This is a genomic window from Rhodococcus sp. 15-2388-1-1a (assembly GCF_002259145.1).
GTDB lineage: Bacteria > Actinomycetota > Actinomycetes > Mycobacteriales > Mycobacteriaceae > Rhodococcoides.
Genome location: NZ_NPFP01000002.1, coordinates 1 through 17,795, shown reverse-complemented (window position 1 = coordinate 17,795; position 17,795 = coordinate 1). Strand labels below are relative to the sequence as shown.

The following is a 17,795-nucleotide window of genomic DNA, read 5'->3' as shown; positions in this document are numbered from 1 at the left end:
TCATGAGCACGGTGGATGTACATCTGGCCGACACAGCATTGCTCGACGAGTTGCGCAAGGACGTGCGGGACGGTCTCACTGCCGATCCGAAGTGGCTCTCGCCCAAGTACTTCTACGACGCTCTGGGCAGCGAGCTCTTCGAGCAGATCACGGTGCTGCCGGAGTACTACCCCACGCGTACCGAGCGCGCCCTCCTCGAAGAGCATGCTCTGGACATCGCCGAGGCAACCGAATCCACGATGTTGATCGAGCTCGGTTCCGGCTCCTCGGAGAAGACGAAGTTGCTGCTCTCCGCCGGAGTCAAGCACGGATCACTGAAAACGTATGTGCCACAGGATGTATCCATCTCGGCGCTCGAGGGTGCCATCGAGCAGATCGCGCAGGAGTTCCCGGCGCTCGAGGTGCACGGCATCGTCAGCGATTTCACCGATACTCTGCACAACCTGCCGGGCGGCGATCGCCGCACGATCGCTTTTCTCGGCGGAACGCTCGGCAACCTGATCCCCGAGGAACGCCGGGAGTTTCTCGGAGCCATCGCCGACGCCCTGGATCCGGGCGAGTATCTGTTGCTCGGTGTCGGTCTGGTGATCGATCCGAAGGTTCTCGTTCCGGCGTACGACGACGCCGCTGGAGTGACTGCGAAGTTCAATCGAAACGTGTTGTCGGTGATCAACTCTCGCCTGGGCGGCAACTTCGATCCCGATGCCTTCGAGCATGTTGCGCTGTGGAATGCCGAGCAGGAGTGGATCGAGATGCGACTGCGGGCCACGTCGCCGCAGGAGGTGTATCTCGCCGATCTCGATCTGCACGTGCACTTCGAGGCAGGTGAGGACCTACGCACCGAGATCTCGGCGAAATTCCGGCCCGAGGGCATCACCGCAGAACTCGCTGCAGCAGGATTCGACGTCGACCATCTGTGGTCCGACGCCGAATCTCGCTTCGCGCTCATTCTCGCTCGCAAGAGCTAGGCATCCGCTGACGCCACCACCGGAGTGGGCACCAGTGCACGCTACGGGAGCCGATCGACGGAATCCCGTCGATCGGCGTCGGTAGTGTGCAATCCGGCCCGGTGCCGGCCACTATTTCACGGGAGTCGACGGTCCGTTGCTGCGATCGACTTCCGGCGACGCCGCACCACGGTGATGATTTCGTCCACGACGCGATCGAGGTCGGCAAGCGCCGTGGCCGCCGAGTATCGAAGCACCAACCATCCATCGAGCACCAACTCGTTCTGCCGTCGACGATCGTTGTTGAACGTTGCGGAATCCGTATGGAACTCTCGGCCATCGATTTCGACGATGACTCGTGCTCGATAATCGACCAGGTCACCGTAGAACTTCCCCACACGCGCATTGATCTCCATCGTGAAGTTGCGAGCGGTCAACGCCCGCGCTACCACGCGCTCCGGCTCGGATCGTGTTCTCGGGCAGCACGTTCGAAGCTGCTTCCGGACGGCAGCCATCCCGTGCATTCACTGTGCCGTGTCACACAGTGCGGCGACCCGTCGCCACGGCAGATGATGGTCGATGGCGTTGTCGAAGAACTTCTCGAGATCGGGCGTCGACAGCGAGGTCGCGACGTCGACGAATGTCTGCTCCAGTGACACCACTCGCAGGCCTCGGTGGAGCTGGACCTCGACGAGGCGTCGGCGATGTATTCGAACCCACGGCACCGACCTCGACTGGACGTTCGGGGCCACCGTGACGTCGACCAGACGCGGTTCGTACTCGATCAGTCCCCACAACCAGGCCGCACTTTCGTGGCTCAACACGGCGTCCGGTTTCCACAGAGTCACACCGGTGCACAGTCCGAAGTAGTCCGGTTTCTCCGTCGCGTAGACCTTCGGCAGCAGGCGCACGAGCTCTCCCGACTGCGATCGTCTCGAAATGCCGCTCGTACTGAACCCTTGCGCCATCAACTGCTGCACCGTGTAAACCCCCATTGGTACACCGTTGCGGCTGGGGAGCCCGTGCAACAGTGGCAATCTCGCAATTGTGGATAACTCGATGACGTTATCCACAGGCAGGCCCGGCAGAGTGGGCACCAGTGCACGCTACGGACGCCGATCGACGGGATCCCGTCGATCGGCGTCGGTAGCGCGCAACCCTGCCCGGCCGTCGTCGCCCAGCATTGGCGACATCGGGTTCAGGCATCCGCCAACGCGACCACCGGCGAAATTTGATTCGCGCGTCGTGCCGGAGTCAGTGAGGCCCCGAGCGCGAGGAGTCCACCGCACAGCACGGTTCCGGCGATCACGGCCCACGGCAGAGTGGGAGCAGTGAGTCCGCGTGAATCCAGTGAGCCGAGCAGCGATTGCGCTGCGGCCCAGCCGTATCCGATGCCGAGAATCAGACCGAAGCCCATCGAGGCGATCACCATCTGACTGCTCTCCGAGACGATCATCGCCCGAATCTGCGTGCGGGTGAATCCGAGTGCACGCAACAGACCGATCTCTCGGGTGCGCTGCAGAATGCTCAGCAGCAGGTTGTTCACCATCCCGACCGCCGCGATGACGGCCGAGAACCCGATCAGCCCGGTCATGATTCCCACTGTCACGGTGAGGACCTGGTCGACGGACGCTTCGTCGTACTCGTTGACGAGCATCGCCCGGTAGCTGAACATCGCGACGGCGAACGTGGTCACCAGAGTCACCCCGATGAGCAGTCCCACCGCGGTGCGGGTGCTGCGATCCGGATAGCGAACTGCGTTGGCCGAGGCCAATCTCGCCGCAGGTCCACGGCCGAACAGTTTCCCGACCAGCCTCAGCGTCGCGGGAAGAATTCGGTAGGCACCGACCATGATGCCGGTGAACGATGCGACACCGCCGAGGAAGGCGACCAGAACGCCGGTCGGGTTCACCATCCCGATCAGGATCCCGAGTCCGAGCAGCGCCACTCCGCCTGCGATCAGCACGATCGACAGCGCTGTGCGCACCCGCCGCGATCGGGGCGTCTCCACTCCCGTGTCCACGGCACCGCCGGTTGCCTGAACAGGAGTCACGTCCAGCACTTTTCGAGACCCGACGTAGGACGCGAGCGTGGTCGTCAGCACCACGATCACCACCGGAAGGATCACCAACGGCTGGACGGACGTGTATGCCACATCAGGCAACTGACCCGCCGAGACCGCAACGGCACGCGCGAGATGGCTGGCACCGACACCGAGAACCAGACCGACTGCACCACCGAACAATCCGACGACGAAGCCTTCCTTCGCCACCGATCGACGCAGGTCACGCGCCCGGGCACCCAACAGTCGAAGGAGGGCGATGGTCCGGGTGCGGCCCGCGACGATCGTCGCGAACGTGTTCGAGGTGACCACCGCCGCGACATACAGAGCAAGACCGATGAACACCAGCGCCACGCTGTACAGCGCGGTGATGGCTGCGCCGCCTTCCCCGCCGCCGAAGATGTCGACCAGGAACGCCGTCGCCTGAATCAACACCACACCGAAGAACGACGCCAGCGACGTCACCAGAAGACTGGCTCCGTGCTCCTTCGACGCCTGAGCCGACGTCAACCCGCTCATCGGACGCTCTCCATTCCCAGCATGTAGCTCGAGATCTGTTCTGCACTCGAACGCCCGAGTTCGTTGACGATGCGCCCGTCGGCGAGGAAGACGATGCGATCGGCGTAACTTGCTGCGATGGGGTCGTGCGTGACCATCACGATCGACTGGCCGTACTCGCGTACCGCTGCGGCCAGGAGGCCGAGAACCTCACGGCCCGTGCGCGAATCGAGGTTTCCGGTGGGTTCGTCGGCAAAGATGAGATGCGGCCGCGTACCGAGCGCGCGGGCGATCGCGACGCGTTGCTGCTGCCCACCCGAGAGCTGATGCGGGCGGTGGCTCACCCTTGCCTGCAAGCCCAGAGTGTCGATGAGCTGCTCGATCCATGCCGCCTCCTCGGCGGTGGGCACGCGGCCGTCGAGCTCGAACGGCAGCAGTATGTTGCCCCGAACATCGAGGGTGGGAACGAGATTGAACGACTGGAAGATGAAGCCGACCTGCGTGCGGCGCAGCGTGGTCAGTGCGTCGTCGTTGGCCGCGGTGATGTCGGCACCGGCCAGCATCAGATGTCCGGAGCTGGCGTTGTCCAGTCCTGCCATCACATGCATCAGGGTCGACTTGCCGGAACCGGACGGTCCCATGATGGCGGTGAACTGGCCACCGTGAATGTCGAGAGACACGTTGTCGAGGGCGCTCACCGGATTGGACGAGTCACCGAAATACTTACTGACCTGGAATGCCCGGGCGACCGGGGGGAGCGTTGTTGTCATGCCCACAACGCTATGAATCGAACGGTCGCGAGTAATCAGGCTCGAGTAGTCGACCACTACATCTGCAGGATGACTTCGGCGTCAGTCTCCAGTGAGTCCGTGCTCGAAGGCGTAGACCACCAATTGCACTCGATCACGCAATCGAAGCTTGGCGAAGATGCGACTGATGTGTGTTTTCACCGTCGCTTCGCTCAAGAACTCCATCGCGGCGATCTCGGAGTTGCTCAGCCCGCGCGCGGTGAGTCGGAAGAGTTCCTTCTCCCGTGCGGTGAGGGTGGCGAACTCGGCAGGGACCTTCGGCACCACCGGTGTGGGGGTGAAGTGCGCCAGCAGCCCCGTCGTCGCCGACGCGGCGATCACCGAATTGCCCGCATGCACCGTGCGGATCGCCGCGAGCAGAAATTCCGGGTCCGCGTCCTTGAGCACGAATCCACTTGCCCCCGACCGAATCGCTCGCGCCGCACTCTCGTCGAGATCGAACGTCGTGAGCACCAGAATGCGCGGTGGAGTATCGGACGCGGCCACGATCTGCTCGGTGGCGGCGATACCGTCGAGCACCGGCATCCTGACGTCCATGAGCATCACGTCGGGCCGCGCCGACGCGGCGAGCTCGACGGCTTCTTTCCCGTTGCCCGCCTCACCGACGAACTCCAGATCTGGCTGCGAGGAGATGAGCATGCGAATGCCGGCCCTGAACAGCTGCTGATCGTCGACCAGAGCCACCTTGATTCGATCGGTCATCAGTTGATTCCCTTCGTCGACGAGCCGGCCGCGGGAAGCCAGGCAGTCACGGTCCACGACGAGCCGTCGCCGGACGCGGTGCACATGCCACCGGCGAGGCTGGCGCGTTCCTTCATGCCGGCGATTCCGTGGCCGCCCGATTCCGACGCCGACCGCACCGAGGACACACTGTTGCGCACCGCCAGTTCTGTGCCGGCGGAGTCGGATTCGATGGTGACCGTCACCGGCTTGTCGGGGTCGCCGTGACGTAGGGCATTGGTCAGCGATTCCTGCGCGATCCGGTAGAGCGCCAGGTGCGCACCGGCTCCCAACGACACCGACGTGGTGTCGATCGAGGAGTCGATGGTCAGTCCGGTCGCACGCACTTGGTCGAACAGGCGCTCGAGATCGTCGGGTGTCGGGTTCGGTAGATCGCCCTGACTGTGCCGGAGCTGTCCGAGCAACACTCGAACGTCGGACAGTGCCTCGCGCGCGGTGTCGGAGATGGTCGTCAGTGCAGTGTCGACGGCAGCGGGATCGACGGCGCGCACATACCGCGCACCGTCGGCCTGCGCGATCACGACGGCGAGCGAATGCGCCACGATGTCGTGCATGTCGCGAGCAATTCTGTTGCGCTCCTGCTCGATTGCCACTTCGTGTTCGGCGCGGGCCTGATGTACCTCGGCAAGCTCGCGCGCGTGTGCGGATTCGATGGCGGTACGCCTTGCGTAGGCGAGCCGGCCCAGAGCCCAGGACAACCCGAGCATGGCCCACAGGCCGGCGAGGAGGAGCGCGAACTGCGCGATTCGAGGTTCCTGGTAGCCCTCTTCCGTCGCCGGGCCGAACGGATTGCCGTCCACGTACGCCAGATACAGCGCCGCGATCACTCCGCCGCCGACGGCCGACGCGAGCCCGACGCGTCGCACGACGCTGTCGCCGTACGCGGCCGAGCAGTACAGAATCGCGAAGATCGCGGTGTCTGCCGCGAGGGGGAGTACCCCGCCGACCATCTGTACGACGGCCACTACCCAGGCGAGAGCCAACGACAGCCGTGGTGACCGGCGACGAACTGCCAGTGCTACGCCGAATCCGGCCAGGACGCCCACACCGGGAGAACCGTAGGAACCGCTCAGAGTGGACGGCAGCAGGAGCAGAACGAAGACGACGGCGTAGGTGACATCGAGCACCTGCCGTGAGATCGAACGCTTGCGTAGCACTCGATCAGACTACGTGGATCAGTTGGTGCGGCGACGAGCCTTCTCGAGCGCGGCCAGAGTGGACAGCACGGTTGTCCGCTGCCGTTCGAGATCCTTCATGCGCGCACGGGCAGGGAGGCCTTGCACGCCGTCGAGGGCGCTGATCTGCTCATCGACGGAGGTGAGCTGGCCGAGCAGCTTCTGCACACGGGACTGCAGTTCGATCGCATCGATCCCGGTGACACCGGCCTGCGACTTCTTCGTCGGTGCCTTCGCCGGTGCTCCGGACGTCGGCGAGGCCGGTGCGTTGCCCGCAGCAGCGGCCCTGGGACGCAACGCTTTGCGGACGGCGGCCGGATCGGGCAGCTTCTCGAGCCGAATGCGGTTGAGCACCTCACGCGCATCGCGAGCGGTGACGCGGTACTCGCGCTCCTCCTCGTCCTCGGACGCCAGCGTGCCGCCCAAGGGCCGCAGGCCGTACATCCCGATGAAGTGCTTGGCCTCGTCGATGACGGCTTCCTTCTCGCGGCACAGGCCGCAGCGCGGCTCGTTTCGGAATTCCTCGACGCTGTCGGTACTGCCGCACCAGACGCACCCGCCCGGCGTCCATCGGGCAATTCTGACCGTAGTAGTTCCAGCCGGGCCGTGGGGAGAGTCTGCGTCGATCACGACGAGTCATCTTAGGTGACAACAAAACCCGCCCCGCACACCCCCGTCTCGCGAGCTGCATGTTCCGGTCACGGACGTGACGTAGTTCATGCGGCGCGGACGGAAGGTGGGCGGGGCGGGATGAAACAGACCTGAAGGTCGGGAGTGGAGCCTGTGGAACGACCCGAAAATGCTACGCGCTGCCGTTGAACAAGCTTGTGACGGAGCCGTTTTCGAAGACCTCGCGAATGGTGCGAGCCAGCAGCGGCGCGATCGAGAGCTCGGTCAGCGTTGCGAAGCGCTTCTCGTCGCTGATCGGCAGGGTGTTGGTGACGACGACTTCCTTGGCACCGCAGTTCGCGAGACGCTCGGCGGCCGGGTTGGACAGAACGCCGTGGGTGGCGGCGATGACGACGTCACCGGCTCCGGCCTCCTTGAGCACCTTCACAGCTCCGGCGATGGTGCCGCCGGTGTCGATCATGTCGTCGATGAGAATGCAGGTGCGGCCTTCGACGTCACCGACGACGCGATTGGACTTGACCTGGTTGGGCACCAACGGGTCACGCGTCTTGTGGATGAACGCCAGCGGTGCGCCGTCGAACGAGTCGGCCCACTTCTCGGCGACGCGCACGCGGCCGGAGTCGGGGGAGACCACGGTGATGTGCTCGAGGCTGTAGGTCGCCCGGATGTGATCGGCGAGCTGGCTGTGTGCGTGCATGTGATCGACGGGGCCGTCGAAGAAGCCCTGGATCTGATCGGTGTGCAGGTCGACGGTGATGATGCGGTCGGCACCGGCGGTCTTGAGCAGATCCGCGACCAGGCGAGCGGAGATGGGCTCGCGTCCCCGGTGCTTCTTGTCCTGACGGGCGTAGGGGTAGAACGGCAGGATCGCGGTGATGCGCTTGGCCGATCCGCGCTTGAGCGCGTCGATCATGATGAGCTGTTCCATCAGCCACGTGTTGAGCGGGAACGGATGCGACTGAAGCACGAAGGCGTCCGATCCGCGGACCGACTCCTCGAAGCGAACGAAGATCTCGCCGTTGGCGAAGTCACGCGCGGTCTGCGGGGTGACGTCGATCCCGAGTTCCTTGGCGACCTGCTCGGCCAACTCCGGATGTGCTCGACCAGAAAACAACATCAGGTTCTTCTGGTTGTCGATCCAATTAGGGGTGGTCACTGCTGTTCGCCGTCCTTTTGTTCTTGCCGATCACGATCTGCGAGCGCCGCTGCTTTCGCAGCTTCGGTTCCGGGCCTGTTGTCCATGACCCAGCCTTCGATATTGCGTTGCTTGCCACCGGAGACGGCCAGCGCGCCGGGAGGAACATCGTCCCGAACCACTGTTCCTGCACCGGTGTAAGCGCCGTCGCCCACATGTACGGGAGCGACGAACGTCGAGTCGGAACCGGTCCGTACGTGGGATCCGATTTCCGTGCGGCTCTTGTTGACGCCGTCGTAGTTGGCGAAGACGTTGGAGCAACCGATGTTGCTGTGGTCGCCGATCGTGGCATCGCCGACATAGGTGAGGTGCGGGACCTTGGTGTGGCGCCCGATCGTCGCGTTCTTGGTCTCGACGTAGGCACCGAGTTTGCCGCCTTCGCCCAGCACCGTGCCTGGACGCAGGTAGGTGAACGGTCCGACGGTGGCATCCGGTCCGATCACGGCCTGCTCGGCGTGGGTCCGTACGACCGACGCGCGTTCGCCGATCTCCACGTCACGCAGCGTCGAGTCCGGTCCGACGATCGCGTCGTCGGCGATGTGGGTCTTGCCGTGGAGTTGGACGCCGGGTTCGAGGCGGACGTCCGCGCCGAGGGTGACGTCGATGTCGATCCAGGTGGTCGACGGATCCACGACGGTGACTCCGGCGCGCATGTGTCGTTCGACGATGTGACGGTTCAACACAGAGGTGACGTGCGCCAGCTGGACGCGGTCGTTGACGCCCACCACCAGATCGGGATCGGCGAGCTGGGTTCCGTAGACCGCTTTGCCGTCGGCCTTGCTGATCTTGACGACATCGGTCAGATAAAGCTCGTGCTGAGCGTTGGCGGTGCTGAGCTTGCCGAGGGCGGTGCGCAACGCCACGGCATCGAAGGCGTAGACGCCGGAGTTGACCTCACCGATCAGCACCTGAGCGGGGGTGGCGTCGGCGTGCTCGACGATCTCGGCCACCTCGCCGTCGTCGGTGCGGACGATACGGCCGTAGCCGTTGGCATCGTCGGGAAGAAAGGTCAGAACCGTGGCCGCCGCGGGCCGGGGGGCGCTCAGATGCTCGTCGAGCAGAGCTTTGAGCGTGTGGCCGTCGAGCAGGGGAACGTCGGCTGCGGTGACGAGGATCGTGCCCTCGAAATCGTCGGGCAGGGCAGCAAGGCCGCACTGGACCGCGTGTCCGGTGCCGAGCTGGCGATCCTGGACGGCGGTGTGAATCGTGCGACCGAACGTGGCTGCGAGGTCCTGGACGGCCTCGGTCACTCGTTCGCGATCGTGTCCGACAACGGTCACCAAGTGGTCGGGACCCAGGTCGGCGGCCGCGTGGAGGGCGTGCGCGAGCATAGTGCGTCCGGCGAGGGGATGCAGAACTTTCGGAGTCTTCGACCGCATTCGGGTACCTGCACCCGCAGCGAGAACGACCACGGCGGTCTGCACAGGCATTGAGCTCCTCAGGCGGTGACGCGAAGACGGTATGCACGAATGATGTTGCTCGCTCCGCCGCCAGGACTCGAACCTGAACTATCTGAACCAAAATCAGAGGTGCTGCCATTACACCACGGCGGATAAACGGCCAGCGGTTTCACCAGTGGCCGACGAATCGAACGACTCATTCGTTTGCCGCTGCGCTCCCACTGAGCGCAACGATCCTCGCACGCGAGGTGGTGGTGAGTCGAACCGCGATGCAGATTGGTGAGACAAACGGATGGATCGGACATCGCTAGTGTGGGGGAGGCGTCGATTCCGGCGTCGGGAAATGCAGGGTCGGTAACGGGAGCGGTTTTCCATGACAGGCGCAGCCTCCGAGCAGGAACGCTCACCTCGGGTCCGAATGACCGGGACACAACGGCGTGAGCAGTTGATCGAGGTGGGCCGCACGCTGTTCGCCGAACGCGGGTACGAGGCCTCGTCGGTCGAGGAGATCGCCGGCCGCGCGAACGTGTCCAAGCCGGTCGTCTACGAGCACTTCGGCGGTAAGGAAGGTCTCTACGCCGTCATCGTCGACCGCGAGATGTCGACACTGCTCGGCATGATCACCAAATCACTCGACCTCAATCGCTCGCGGATTCGCGTCGAACGCGTCGCACTTGCCCTGCTGACCTACATCGAGGACCGAACCGACGGATTCCGCATTCTCGTGCGCGATTCCCCTGCGGCTGCCGAGGACGGCAAGTACTCGTCGTTGCTCAACGAGGCCATCGGTCGCGTCGGGCACATGCTGGCCGGCGACTTCTCGCGCCGAGGACTCGATCCCGAGTTCGCTCCGATGTACGCCCAGGCCCTGGTCGGAATGGTGTCGATGACGGCGCAATGGTGGCTCGACGTGCGAACACCGTCGAAAGAGGTCGTTGCCGCACATGTGGTCAACCTGTGCTGGAACGGACTGACGAATCTGGAAGCCGACCCTCGATTGACCGAGGAATGAGACTCGGTTTCGACTCTCGCCTTTGAAAGGAGGGGTATCGTCCCCTTTGTCGGCCATGAGAGCTACGTCACCTACGGCGGAGTTCTCAATCGGACCGATGCATGTTGGCACCAGACGTAAAGCCACTCAGTGGTACCGTTCGGGCGTAATTTGCGCAGTGGCAGTTCTTATTGCGAAGGCGGATCCCATGGTCAGGCAGGCCCGCGCTGAGATCACTCGCGACACCGTGCTTGCTGGCGCAGCGAATGTGTTTCTGCGCCTCGGGTACGCGAACGCGAGCCTCAGCGAAATCATTTCCCAGTCCCAGGTCACCAAGGGCGCTCTGTACTTCCATTTCGGTTCCAAGGAAGAACTCGCACGTGCGGTCATCGACGAGGGCAACACTCGGCTGACCACTGCATGCCAGCAGTTCAACGACGGCCGCATCCCGGCGCTCGAAGCGGCGATCGGCATCTCCTACATCGTCGTCGACCTCTCGGTCAGCGACCCCATGGTCTCGGCCATGCTCCGGCTGAGCCATCAGATCGGCGACTACCGCGGCACCGAGGGCAATGTCATGGCCGGGTGGAGCGAGTCGTTCGACAGGCTCGCCGCCAAGGCCATCGCGCAGGGCGACATCGACCCCAACTCGGATTCGCGCACCATCGGATCGCTCGTGCTCGAGATCCTCACCGGCGTGCACATGGTCGCGGTTGCCACCTCCACCACCGAGGAACTGCCCTCGCGCATGGAGCGCCTCTGGTACTACCTGCTGCCGGCGTTGGTTCCCGCCAACAAGCTCGACTACTTCCGCGAGTTCGCGGCGCGTCGAGTCATCCGCTTCGGACCGTAACTACCGGTACCGCATCACGAAGTCTGCGATGTCGTCGCGCAATCGGTCCGGATACTCGCCGTTGACGGCATGTGAGGCGTCGGGATAGAGCCGGACGGTTCCGTCGGACAGTGTTCTCTCGGCCGTGTCGGCGGCTTGCTGAGCGTCGTGCATCACCGACCTGCCCGCGATGATTGCCAGCACGGGCACGTCGAGCATCGCCAGTCGCTCATCGGTGATGCGCGTGGGCTGCGGCAGCTTCAGCGAGTAGCCCTGCATCCCGGCTTCGATCATGTCCGCGATGGGAACGTCCTCGACTTCCGCGCCGCCTGCTGTGTAGGAGTTGAAGCTGTCCCGCCAGGATTTCGGGAGCCAGGGCACGGCGGCAGGGAGGGCACGAATCGCGGTGCCCCACGGAATGTCGGCGAAGGTCTGAGCCGGGTCGATCAGCGTGAGCGTGGCGAGGTGCGTGCTGTCGTGCAGCGCCAGGTTCGCTGCGGTCCACCCGCCGATCGAGAGTCCGACGAGATGCACCTGGTCGGTGGGTAGAGCATCGAGCGTCTGATCGAGCCACGCAGCCTGGTCCTCGTCGCTGGTGATCGGCCGTTCCTGGATGCTGCGTCCCGGCTCGCCGAGCAGGTCGACGGTATAAACGTCGCCGATCGTCAGCAAGCCGGGCAGGTTTGCCGCCCACACCGGCGTGGCAGAGGAACGTCCGGGAAGCAAGAGCAGAGGGTGCGTGGAGGCCCCGGCACCCTCGAACCGATACACGCGGACGACGCCGTAGTCGGTTCTGATGTCGAGTGTCTCCGCAGGATCGGGCAGATCCTCGAACGCGCGGTCGTAGGTGGCGAGAAATCGGTCCTCGCTCGCTGCACTGTTCCAGTGCCCGACCGGTGAGGGAGACCGGAGCGCGAACGCGAGGGCGAGCGCGCCCACGGTCAACGCCCCAGCGGCGATCTTCAGGTATCGATGCCGCGTGTTCGGTGCTCGGACGTTCATATCGAATCCCCTAACCGATCGGTAAGTAATTCAACCGTACGGTAGGCTAGCGATCGTGGCAACGAGAGAACCGAGCTTCGTCGAGCACGCTCGGCGCGCGCAGCTGATCGACGTCACGATCGACTCGGTTGCCCAGCACGGGTACGCGAAGGTCTCGCTCGCGCGCATTGCGGACAGTGCCGGGATCACCAAAGCGGCTGTGCTGTACCACTTCCGAACCAAGGACGCGGTGATCGACGCCGCGTATCGGTTCGTTCTCGCAGCGCTCGTGGAGGACGTGGCAGCCGCGGTCGAGGCCGTCGACGCCCGGGAGGGTCCCCAGGCGTACGTGCGTGCAATGGTCGGCCACCTACGCGATCACCCGACACACACCCGAATGTTGGTCGAGGCGCTCGGCAACTCGGCTCTGGGGCACACCCCGGAGGACCGATGGCGACCGCTGGCCGACATCATCGACGCATCCGTCGAGGCTCGCGCGACCGCCGGCGTCGATTCGCGCACCCTGGCGATCATCGTCGGTGGTGGGATAGACGCGATCGTCACCGAGCGCCTGCACGACCCGGAGTACGACTCGGCCGCTGCTGCCGAGGCTCTCGCAGCGATGCTGGATGCAGCTCTGATGTAGCCCGTCGGCGTCTCCCGCCTTCCGGGCTGTCGGTGTGCTCCCATAGACTCGCCGAGGACTGTGCGTAAGCAGCCGTCGTCTCGACACGCTTGTAGGAGCATTGCTGTTGTCTTCCGATTCCCTGCCCGCCGTTTCTCCTTCCGGGCCGGCCCCGATCGTTCCCGACGCGGCGCTGCAACTCTCGGGTCTGGCCAGCGTTGCGCTGACGGATTCGTCCATGGTGGCCGTCGCCGATGCGATCGGAACCGCCGAGCACACGCTCATCGGGCCGCACTCGGTTCGCCCGTTCGTCGCCGCCGCGATCGCACAGCACACTCAGCTGTTGATCGTCACCGCCACCGGGCGTGAAGCGGACGATCTCACCGACGAACTCCGCCAGATTCTCGGCGGCGGAGTGGTGATGTTCCCGTCATGGGAGACGCTTCCGCACGAGCGACTCTCACCGAGCGCAGACACCGTCGGCAAGCGACTGGACGTACTCCGCCGGCTGGCTCGTCCCGGCGACACCGATTACGGCGATCCTCTGCGCGTCATCGTCACCACCGTCCGCTCGCTGGTGCAGCCGATGGCACCCGGTCTCGGTGAGATCGAGCCCGTGACCCTCAAGGTCGGTCTGGACATCGACTTCGACGGCCTGATCCACCGACTCGTCGAGTTCGGCTACCTGCGCGTGGACATGGTCGGCAAGCGCGGTGAGTTCGCCGTCCGCGGCGGCATCCTCGACCTCTTCTCGCCGACGGCGGATCACCCGGTGCGTGTGGAATTCTGGGGCGACGAGATCACCGAGCTCCGCGCCTTCGCGGTCTCCGATCAGCGTTCGCTGCCCGATCACGAGGTCGATCTCGTCATCGCGCCGCCGTGCCGCGAACTGCTTCTCACGCAGGAAGTTCGCGACCGCGCCGCTGTTCTCGCAGCCGACAATGCCGGCGACACCGCGTTGGTCGAGATGCTCGACAAGCTGTCCGCCGGTGTCCCGGTGGAGGGCATGGAGGCGTTGCTGCCGCTGCTGCAGCCCGGCGAATTGCAGTTGCTCGCCGATACTCTCCCCGCGGGAACGCACGTATTGCTCTGCGACCCCGAGCGGATCCGCACGCGCGCAACAGATCTGGTGCGCACGGGCCAGGAGTTCCTCGAAGCATCCTGGACGGCAGCATCGATCGGCGGAGCTGCGCCCCTCGATACCTCCACCCTCGACACCTCCAGCCTCGAGGGTGCGTCGCTGGATCTCGGTGCCTCGGCCTACCGTTCGCTTCGACAGGTTCGCGAGTCCGCGCAGGTTCACGGCCGTCCGTGGTGGACCATCAGCCCGCTCGCCTCCGGCAACGGCGAAGAAGTCGAACTCGCTGTCGATTCGGTCCCGGAGGTCCGTGGGTCCGAGGAAGCACTGACGGCGCTGTTCGCCACCCTGCGAGCCCATATCGCCACCGGTGGTCGTGCGGTCATCTCCGTCGCGGGCGCAGGCACCGCCACCCGTATCATCGAACGCCTCGCCGAGGCCGAAGTGCCTGCGGCACATCTCGACTCCGGTGCGGTCCCGGTCGCCGACGTCGTGAACGTCCTGTGCGGATCGTTGCACGACGGTCTTGTGTTTCCCGACGCGAAACTCGTGGTCGTCACCGAGAGCGACCTGACCGGCAACCGCGTGGCCGCAGCGGGCGAGGGACGCAAGCTCCCGGCGAAGCGTCGCAACCAGGTCGATCCGCTCGCCCTCGTCGCCGGCGACAGCGTCGTCCACGATCAGCACGGCATCGGTCGATTCGTCGAGATGGTCGAGCGCACCATCGGCGGCGCCAGACGCGAATATCTCGTCGTCGAGTACGCACCCAGCAAGAGGGGCCATCCCGGAGACCGGCTCTTCGTCCCGATGGACTCGCTCGATCAGCTCTCGCGTTACGTCGGTGGTGAGCTGCCGTCTCTGAGCAAGCTCGGCGGATCCGACTGGGCCAACACCAAACGCAAGGCGCGCAAGGCAGTTCGCGAGATCGCCGGAGAGCTGGTGCAGCTGTACGCCGCTCGCCAGGCCGCTCCCGGGCACGCCTTCGGGCCCGACACCCCGTGGCAGCTCGAGATGGAAGATGCGTTCGGCTTCACCGAGACGGTCGACCAGATGACGGCCATCACCGACGTCAAGGCCGACATGGAGAAGGCGGTTCCGATGGACCGCGTCATTCTCGGTGACGTCGGCTACGGCAAGACCGAGATCGCGGTTCGCGCCGCGTTCAAGGCGGTGCAGGACGGCAAGCAGGTCGCCGTGCTGGTGCCGACAACGCTTCTGGCGCAACAGCATCTGCAGACCTTCACCGCGCGGATGGCGTCGTTCCCGGTGACCGTCAAGGGGCTCTCCCGCTTCACCCATGGCTCCGAGTCCAAGGAGGTCATGGCCGGGCTGGCCGACGGGACGGTCGACATCGTCGTCGGTACGCACCGGTTGCTGCAGACCGGTGTCGCCTGGAAGGACCTCGGGTTGGTCATCGTCGACGAGGAGCAGCGCTTCGGCGTCGAGCACAAGGAGCACATCAAGTCGCTCCGCACCCACGTCGACGTCCTGACGATGTCGGCGACTCCGATTCCGCGAACGCTCGAGATGAGCCTCGCCGGAATCCGTGAGATGTCGACCATCCTCACACCGCCCGAGGAGCGGCACCCGGTGCTCACCTACGTGGGTGCGTACAACGACAAGCAGGTCGCCGCGGCCGTCCGGCGTGAACTACTGCGCGACGGCCAGGTGTTCTTCGTGCACAACCGAGTCAGCTCGATCGACAAGGCTGCCAAGAAGATTCGCGATCTGGTGCCCGAGGCCAGGGTGGCGACGGCACACGGGCAGATGAACGAGGAGACACTCGAGCGCACCGTGCAGGGATTCTGGCAGCGCGAGACCGACGTCCTGGTGTGTACCACCATCATCGAGACCGGCCTCGACATCTCCAACGCCAACACGCTGATCGTCGAGCGGTCCGATTCGCTCGGCCTGTCCCAGCTGCACCAGCTCCGCGGTCGCGTCGGCCGTAGCCGTGAACGTGGCTACGCGTACTTCCTGTACCCGCCTGAGAAGCCGCTCACCGAGACCGCCTACGACCGGCTGGCGACCATCTCGCAGAACTCCGACCTCGGTGCCGGTATGGCCGTGGCGATGAAGGACCTCGAAATCCGTGGTGCCGGAAACGTTCTGGGCGCAGAGCAGTCCGGCCACGTCGCAGGCGTCGGATTCGACCTGTACGTGCGGCTCGTCGGTGAAGCGGTCGAGGCGTACCGCGCGGCCGCCGACGGAAAGCCCATCACCACCGACGAGGCCCCCAAGGAAGTGCGCATCGACCTCCCCGTCGACGCCAACATCCCACCCGACTACGTCACCAGCGATCGGTTGCGCCTCGAGGGCTATCGAAAGCTCGCTGCCGCAGCCGATTCCGAGGGCATCGACGCGGTCATCGAAGAACTCGTCGACCGATACGGCCCGCTGCCCGAGGAGGTCGGTCGACTGGTCTCCATCGCCAAGCTGCGTCTGATCGCCAAGGAATACGGCCTGACGGACGTCAATGTTGCCGGAACACAGGTGAAGCTGGCTCCGATGGACCTACCCGATTCCAAGCAGATCCGCCTCAAGCGGCTCTACCCGAGCGCTGCGTACCGGGCCACCACCGGAGTGGTGCAGTTGCCGCTGCCGCGTGTCGAAGGCGGCGGTGTGGGGGCGGCGCGCGTGCGCGACGTCGAATTGGTGCAGTTCATCGCCGATCTCATCCTATCCTTGGACGGGAAGCCATCTCGGTCGGTGTTGTTGGAGCAAACAGTGGGGGTGTAGCGGTGACGGTAGTTCTGCTCGACCCTGTTCGACCCACACAAGTGCCGGTGGATGCTGTCGAATTTCTCGGCGGTGCAGTGCAATTCACCGAAGAAGTGCCGGTGCGAGTGCGATGGCTGTTCTCGGGAACCGCTGCGCCCGACGCCGTCGACGCAGTGCTGGTGAGCACCGATCCCGCCAACCCCGACGTCCAGGAACGGATCGCCCACGGAGAGCGGGTCATCGCCGCCGAGAAGCTTCCCGGTGACGACCTCATCGCGGCAGTCCGGCTGATGGATCGGCTGCGCACCCTCGGCGGATGGGAAGCGCAGCAGACCCACGAGTCGTTGCGCGGTTACCTCCTCGAAGAAACGTACGAGCTGCTCGACGCCATCGCCGCGGGCAACCTGGTGGATCTGCGCGAAGAACTCGGAGACCTGTTGCTGCAGGTGCTCTTCCATTCCAGGATCGCTGAGGACGCAGCCGAGAACGCGTTCGATGTCGACGACGTCGCGGCGGGACTCGTCGCCAAGCTCACCCACCGCAGCCCGCACCTCGGTCGAACGGGCAACGGCCCCATCGACATCGCCGAACAAGAGCGAGCCTGGGAAGAGAAGAAGGCAGCAGAGAAGGCACGCGGATCCTGTGTCGACGGAATCGCCCTGTCTCAGCCGTCACTCGCCCTGGCGCAGAAGGTGATCGGACGAGCCACCAAGGCCGGCCTGCCCGACGAGCTGATTCCCGACGGCCTACGCGTCGTACACATCGGGGTCGATCACTCGCACGGTGGAGACAGTGCCGAGGACCTGCTGAGGCGTCGGGTACTGGAGTTCGCGTCCCTGATCCGCAACGCCGAGGCGTCGGCACGCAACGCCGGCATCGCGCCGGGGGAGATGTCCGCACTCGACTGGATCGAGCACTGGGGTCTGCGGGGCTGACACTCCGCCCACCCCACCCCCCCGAACGCGTCAATGGACCATTGCACTGCCCAGACGTATGCAGTGCGCCATTCACGCAAACTCTGCAGCTGCGTCAATGAACCATTGCAGCGGTCAGACGTATGCAAGGGTCCATTGACGCGGACGGGGTGGGGCGGACGCGGACGGGTGGGGC

At 64.9% G+C, this 17,795-nt stretch carries 16 protein-coding genes and 1 tRNA gene; 6 read left to right on the top strand and 11 right to left on the bottom strand.

The features are described from left to right. Nucleotides 1-2 precede the first annotated feature (2 nt). The gene (gene egtD / locus CH302_RS01175; RefSeq protein ID WP_037192037.1) at nucleotides 3-968 is read left to right on the top strand and encodes an L-histidine N(alpha)-methyltransferase; all 966 of its coding nucleotides are present in this window, start codon (nucleotides 3-5) and stop codon (nucleotides 966-968) included. A gap of 116 nt (nucleotides 969-1,084) precedes the next feature. Here egtD and CH302_RS30825 read toward each other — a convergent pair whose 3' ends face one another. From CH302_RS30825 to CH302_RS01130, 10 genes are all read right to left on the bottom strand, one after another. After that, nucleotides 1,085-1,462 (bottom strand): endonuclease domain-containing protein, encoded by a 378-nt coding sequence (locus tag CH302_RS30825; RefSeq protein ID WP_369679432.1) that lies wholly within the window; start codon nucleotides 1,460-1,462, stop codon nucleotides 1,085-1,087. A gap of 9 nt (nucleotides 1,463-1,471) precedes the next feature. Continuing rightward, entirely contained in the window at nucleotides 1,472-1,942 is a 471-nt protein-coding gene (locus tag CH302_RS30820; RefSeq protein ID WP_329955310.1) for a type IV toxin-antitoxin system AbiEi family antitoxin domain-containing protein, read from the bottom strand. A 203-nt stretch (nucleotides 1,943-2,145) separates the two neighbouring features. Then, nucleotides 2,146-3,528: an ABC transporter permease gene (locus CH302_RS01165; RefSeq protein WP_037192038.1), complete on the bottom strand. Its 1,383-nt coding sequence runs from the start codon at nucleotides 3,526-3,528 to the stop codon at nucleotides 2,146-2,148. Continuing rightward, a complete protein-coding gene (locus CH302_RS01160) occupies nucleotides 3,525-4,277 on the bottom strand; it encodes an ABC transporter ATP-binding protein (RefSeq protein ID WP_037192041.1) in 753 nt (250 codons plus the stop codon). The genes CH302_RS01165 and CH302_RS01160 overlap by 4 nt, the downstream gene beginning before the upstream one ends. 81 nt (nucleotides 4,278-4,358) lie before the next feature. Then, nucleotides 4,359-5,018, bottom strand: a complete 660-nt coding sequence (locus tag CH302_RS01155; RefSeq protein WP_037192043.1) for a response regulator — start codon at nucleotides 5,016-5,018, stop codon at nucleotides 4,359-4,361. Then, nucleotides 5,018-6,214 (bottom strand): sensor histidine kinase, encoded by a 1,197-nt coding sequence (locus tag CH302_RS01150; protein WP_037192045.1) that lies wholly within the window; start codon nucleotides 6,212-6,214, stop codon nucleotides 5,018-5,020. Before CH302_RS01150 ends, CH302_RS01155 begins: the two co-directional genes overlap by 1 nt. 18 nt (nucleotides 6,215-6,232) lie before the next feature. Beyond that, nucleotides 6,233-6,862, bottom strand: a complete 630-nt coding sequence (locus CH302_RS01145) for a hypothetical protein (RefSeq protein WP_230596310.1) — start codon at nucleotides 6,860-6,862, stop codon at nucleotides 6,233-6,235. A gap of 172 nt (nucleotides 6,863-7,034) precedes the next feature. Next, complete coding sequence (locus tag CH302_RS01140) at nucleotides 7,035-8,018, bottom strand: ribose-phosphate diphosphokinase (protein WP_032395699.1); 984 nt, start codon at nucleotides 8,016-8,018, stop codon at nucleotides 7,035-7,037. Next, nucleotides 8,015-9,487, bottom strand: a complete 1,473-nt coding sequence (glmU, locus tag CH302_RS01135; protein ID WP_037192046.1) for a bifunctional UDP-N-acetylglucosamine diphosphorylase/glucosamine-1-phosphate N-acetyltransferase GlmU — start codon at nucleotides 9,485-9,487, stop codon at nucleotides 8,015-8,017. Before glmU ends, CH302_RS01140 begins: the two co-directional genes overlap by 4 nt. A 52-nt stretch (nucleotides 9,488-9,539) precedes the next feature. Beyond that, a tRNA-Gln gene (locus CH302_RS01130) sits at nucleotides 9,540-9,610 on the bottom strand. A gap of 220 nt (nucleotides 9,611-9,830) precedes the next feature. Here CH302_RS01130 and CH302_RS01125 point away from each other — a divergent pair. Continuing rightward, nucleotides 9,831-10,469: a TetR/AcrR family transcriptional regulator gene (locus CH302_RS01125; protein WP_082323716.1), complete on the top strand. Its 639-nt coding sequence runs from the start codon at nucleotides 9,831-9,833 to the stop codon at nucleotides 10,467-10,469. A gap of 187 nt (nucleotides 10,470-10,656) precedes the next feature. Further along, on the top strand, nucleotides 10,657-11,301 hold the full coding sequence (locus tag CH302_RS01120) for a ScbR family autoregulator-binding transcription factor (RefSeq protein ID WP_037192051.1): 645 nt from the start codon (nucleotides 10,657-10,659) through the stop codon (nucleotides 11,299-11,301). Here the strand turns inward: CH302_RS01120 and CH302_RS01115 are convergent, their stop codons facing one another. Continuing rightward, nucleotides 11,302-12,282, bottom strand: a complete 981-nt coding sequence (locus tag CH302_RS01115; protein WP_037192053.1) for an alpha/beta fold hydrolase — start codon at nucleotides 12,280-12,282, stop codon at nucleotides 11,302-11,304. Nucleotides 12,283-12,337: 55 nt separating this feature from the next. Between CH302_RS01115 and CH302_RS01110 the strand changes: the two genes are divergently transcribed. The 3 genes from CH302_RS01110 to CH302_RS01100 all read left to right on the top strand — a co-directional run bounded on the left by CH302_RS01110 (nucleotide 12,338) and on the right by CH302_RS01100 (nucleotide 17,620). Continuing rightward, nucleotides 12,338-12,907 carry a TetR/AcrR family transcriptional regulator gene (locus CH302_RS01110; RefSeq protein WP_037192054.1) on the top strand — a complete coding sequence of 190 codons (570 nt, stop codon included), beginning with the start codon at nucleotides 12,338-12,340 and terminating at the stop codon, nucleotides 12,905-12,907. Nucleotides 12,908-13,124: 217 nt separating this feature from the next. Continuing rightward, the gene (gene mfd / locus CH302_RS01105) at nucleotides 13,125-16,703 is read left to right on the top strand and encodes a transcription-repair coupling factor (RefSeq protein ID WP_230596320.1); all 3,579 of its coding nucleotides are present in this window, start codon (nucleotides 13,125-13,127) and stop codon (nucleotides 16,701-16,703) included. A gap of 2 nt (nucleotides 16,704-16,705) precedes the next feature. After that, a complete protein-coding gene (locus CH302_RS01100) occupies nucleotides 16,706-17,620 on the top strand; it encodes a MazG family protein (protein WP_037192056.1) in 915 nt (304 codons plus the stop codon). The last annotated feature ends 175 nt before the right edge of the window (nucleotides 17,621-17,795 follow it).

Bases quoted from the DNA above. Each gene is read 5' to 3' on its own strand.
- egtD (WP_037192037.1), top strand. From the start codon at position 3: ATGAGCACGGTGGATGTACATCTGGCCGACACAGCATTGCTCGACGAG.
- CH302_RS30825 (WP_369679432.1), bottom strand. From the start codon at position 1,462: ATGGCTGCCGTCCGGAAGCAGCTTCGAACGTGCTGCCCGAGAACACGA.
- CH302_RS30820 (WP_329955310.1), bottom strand. From the start codon at position 1,942: ATGGGGGTTTACACGGTGCAGCAGTTGATGGCGCAAGGGTTCAGTACG.
- CH302_RS01165 (WP_037192038.1), bottom strand. From the start codon at position 3,528: ATGAGCGGGTTGACGTCGGCTCAGGCGTCGAAGGAGCACGGAGCCAGT.
- CH302_RS01160 (WP_037192041.1), bottom strand. From the start codon at position 4,277: ATGACAACAACGCTCCCCCCGGTCGCCCGGGCATTCCAGGTCAGTAAG.
- CH302_RS01155 (WP_037192043.1), bottom strand. From the start codon at position 5,018: ATGACCGATCGAATCAAGGTGGCTCTGGTCGACGATCAGCAGCTGTTC.
- glmU (WP_037192046.1), bottom strand. From the start codon at position 9,487: ATGCCTGTGCAGACCGCCGTGGTCGTTCTCGCTGCGGGTGCAGGTACC.
- CH302_RS01125 (WP_082323716.1), top strand. From the start codon at position 9,831: ATGACAGGCGCAGCCTCCGAGCAGGAACGCTCACCTCGGGTCCGAATG.
- CH302_RS01120 (WP_037192051.1), top strand. From the start codon at position 10,657: ATGGTCAGGCAGGCCCGCGCTGAGATCACTCGCGACACCGTGCTTGCT.
- CH302_RS01115 (WP_037192053.1), bottom strand. From the start codon at position 12,282: ATGAACGTCCGAGCACCGAACACGCGGCATCGATACCTGAAGATCGCC.
- mfd (WP_230596320.1), top strand. From the start codon at position 13,125: ATGGTGGCCGTCGCCGATGCGATCGGAACCGCCGAGCACACGCTCATC.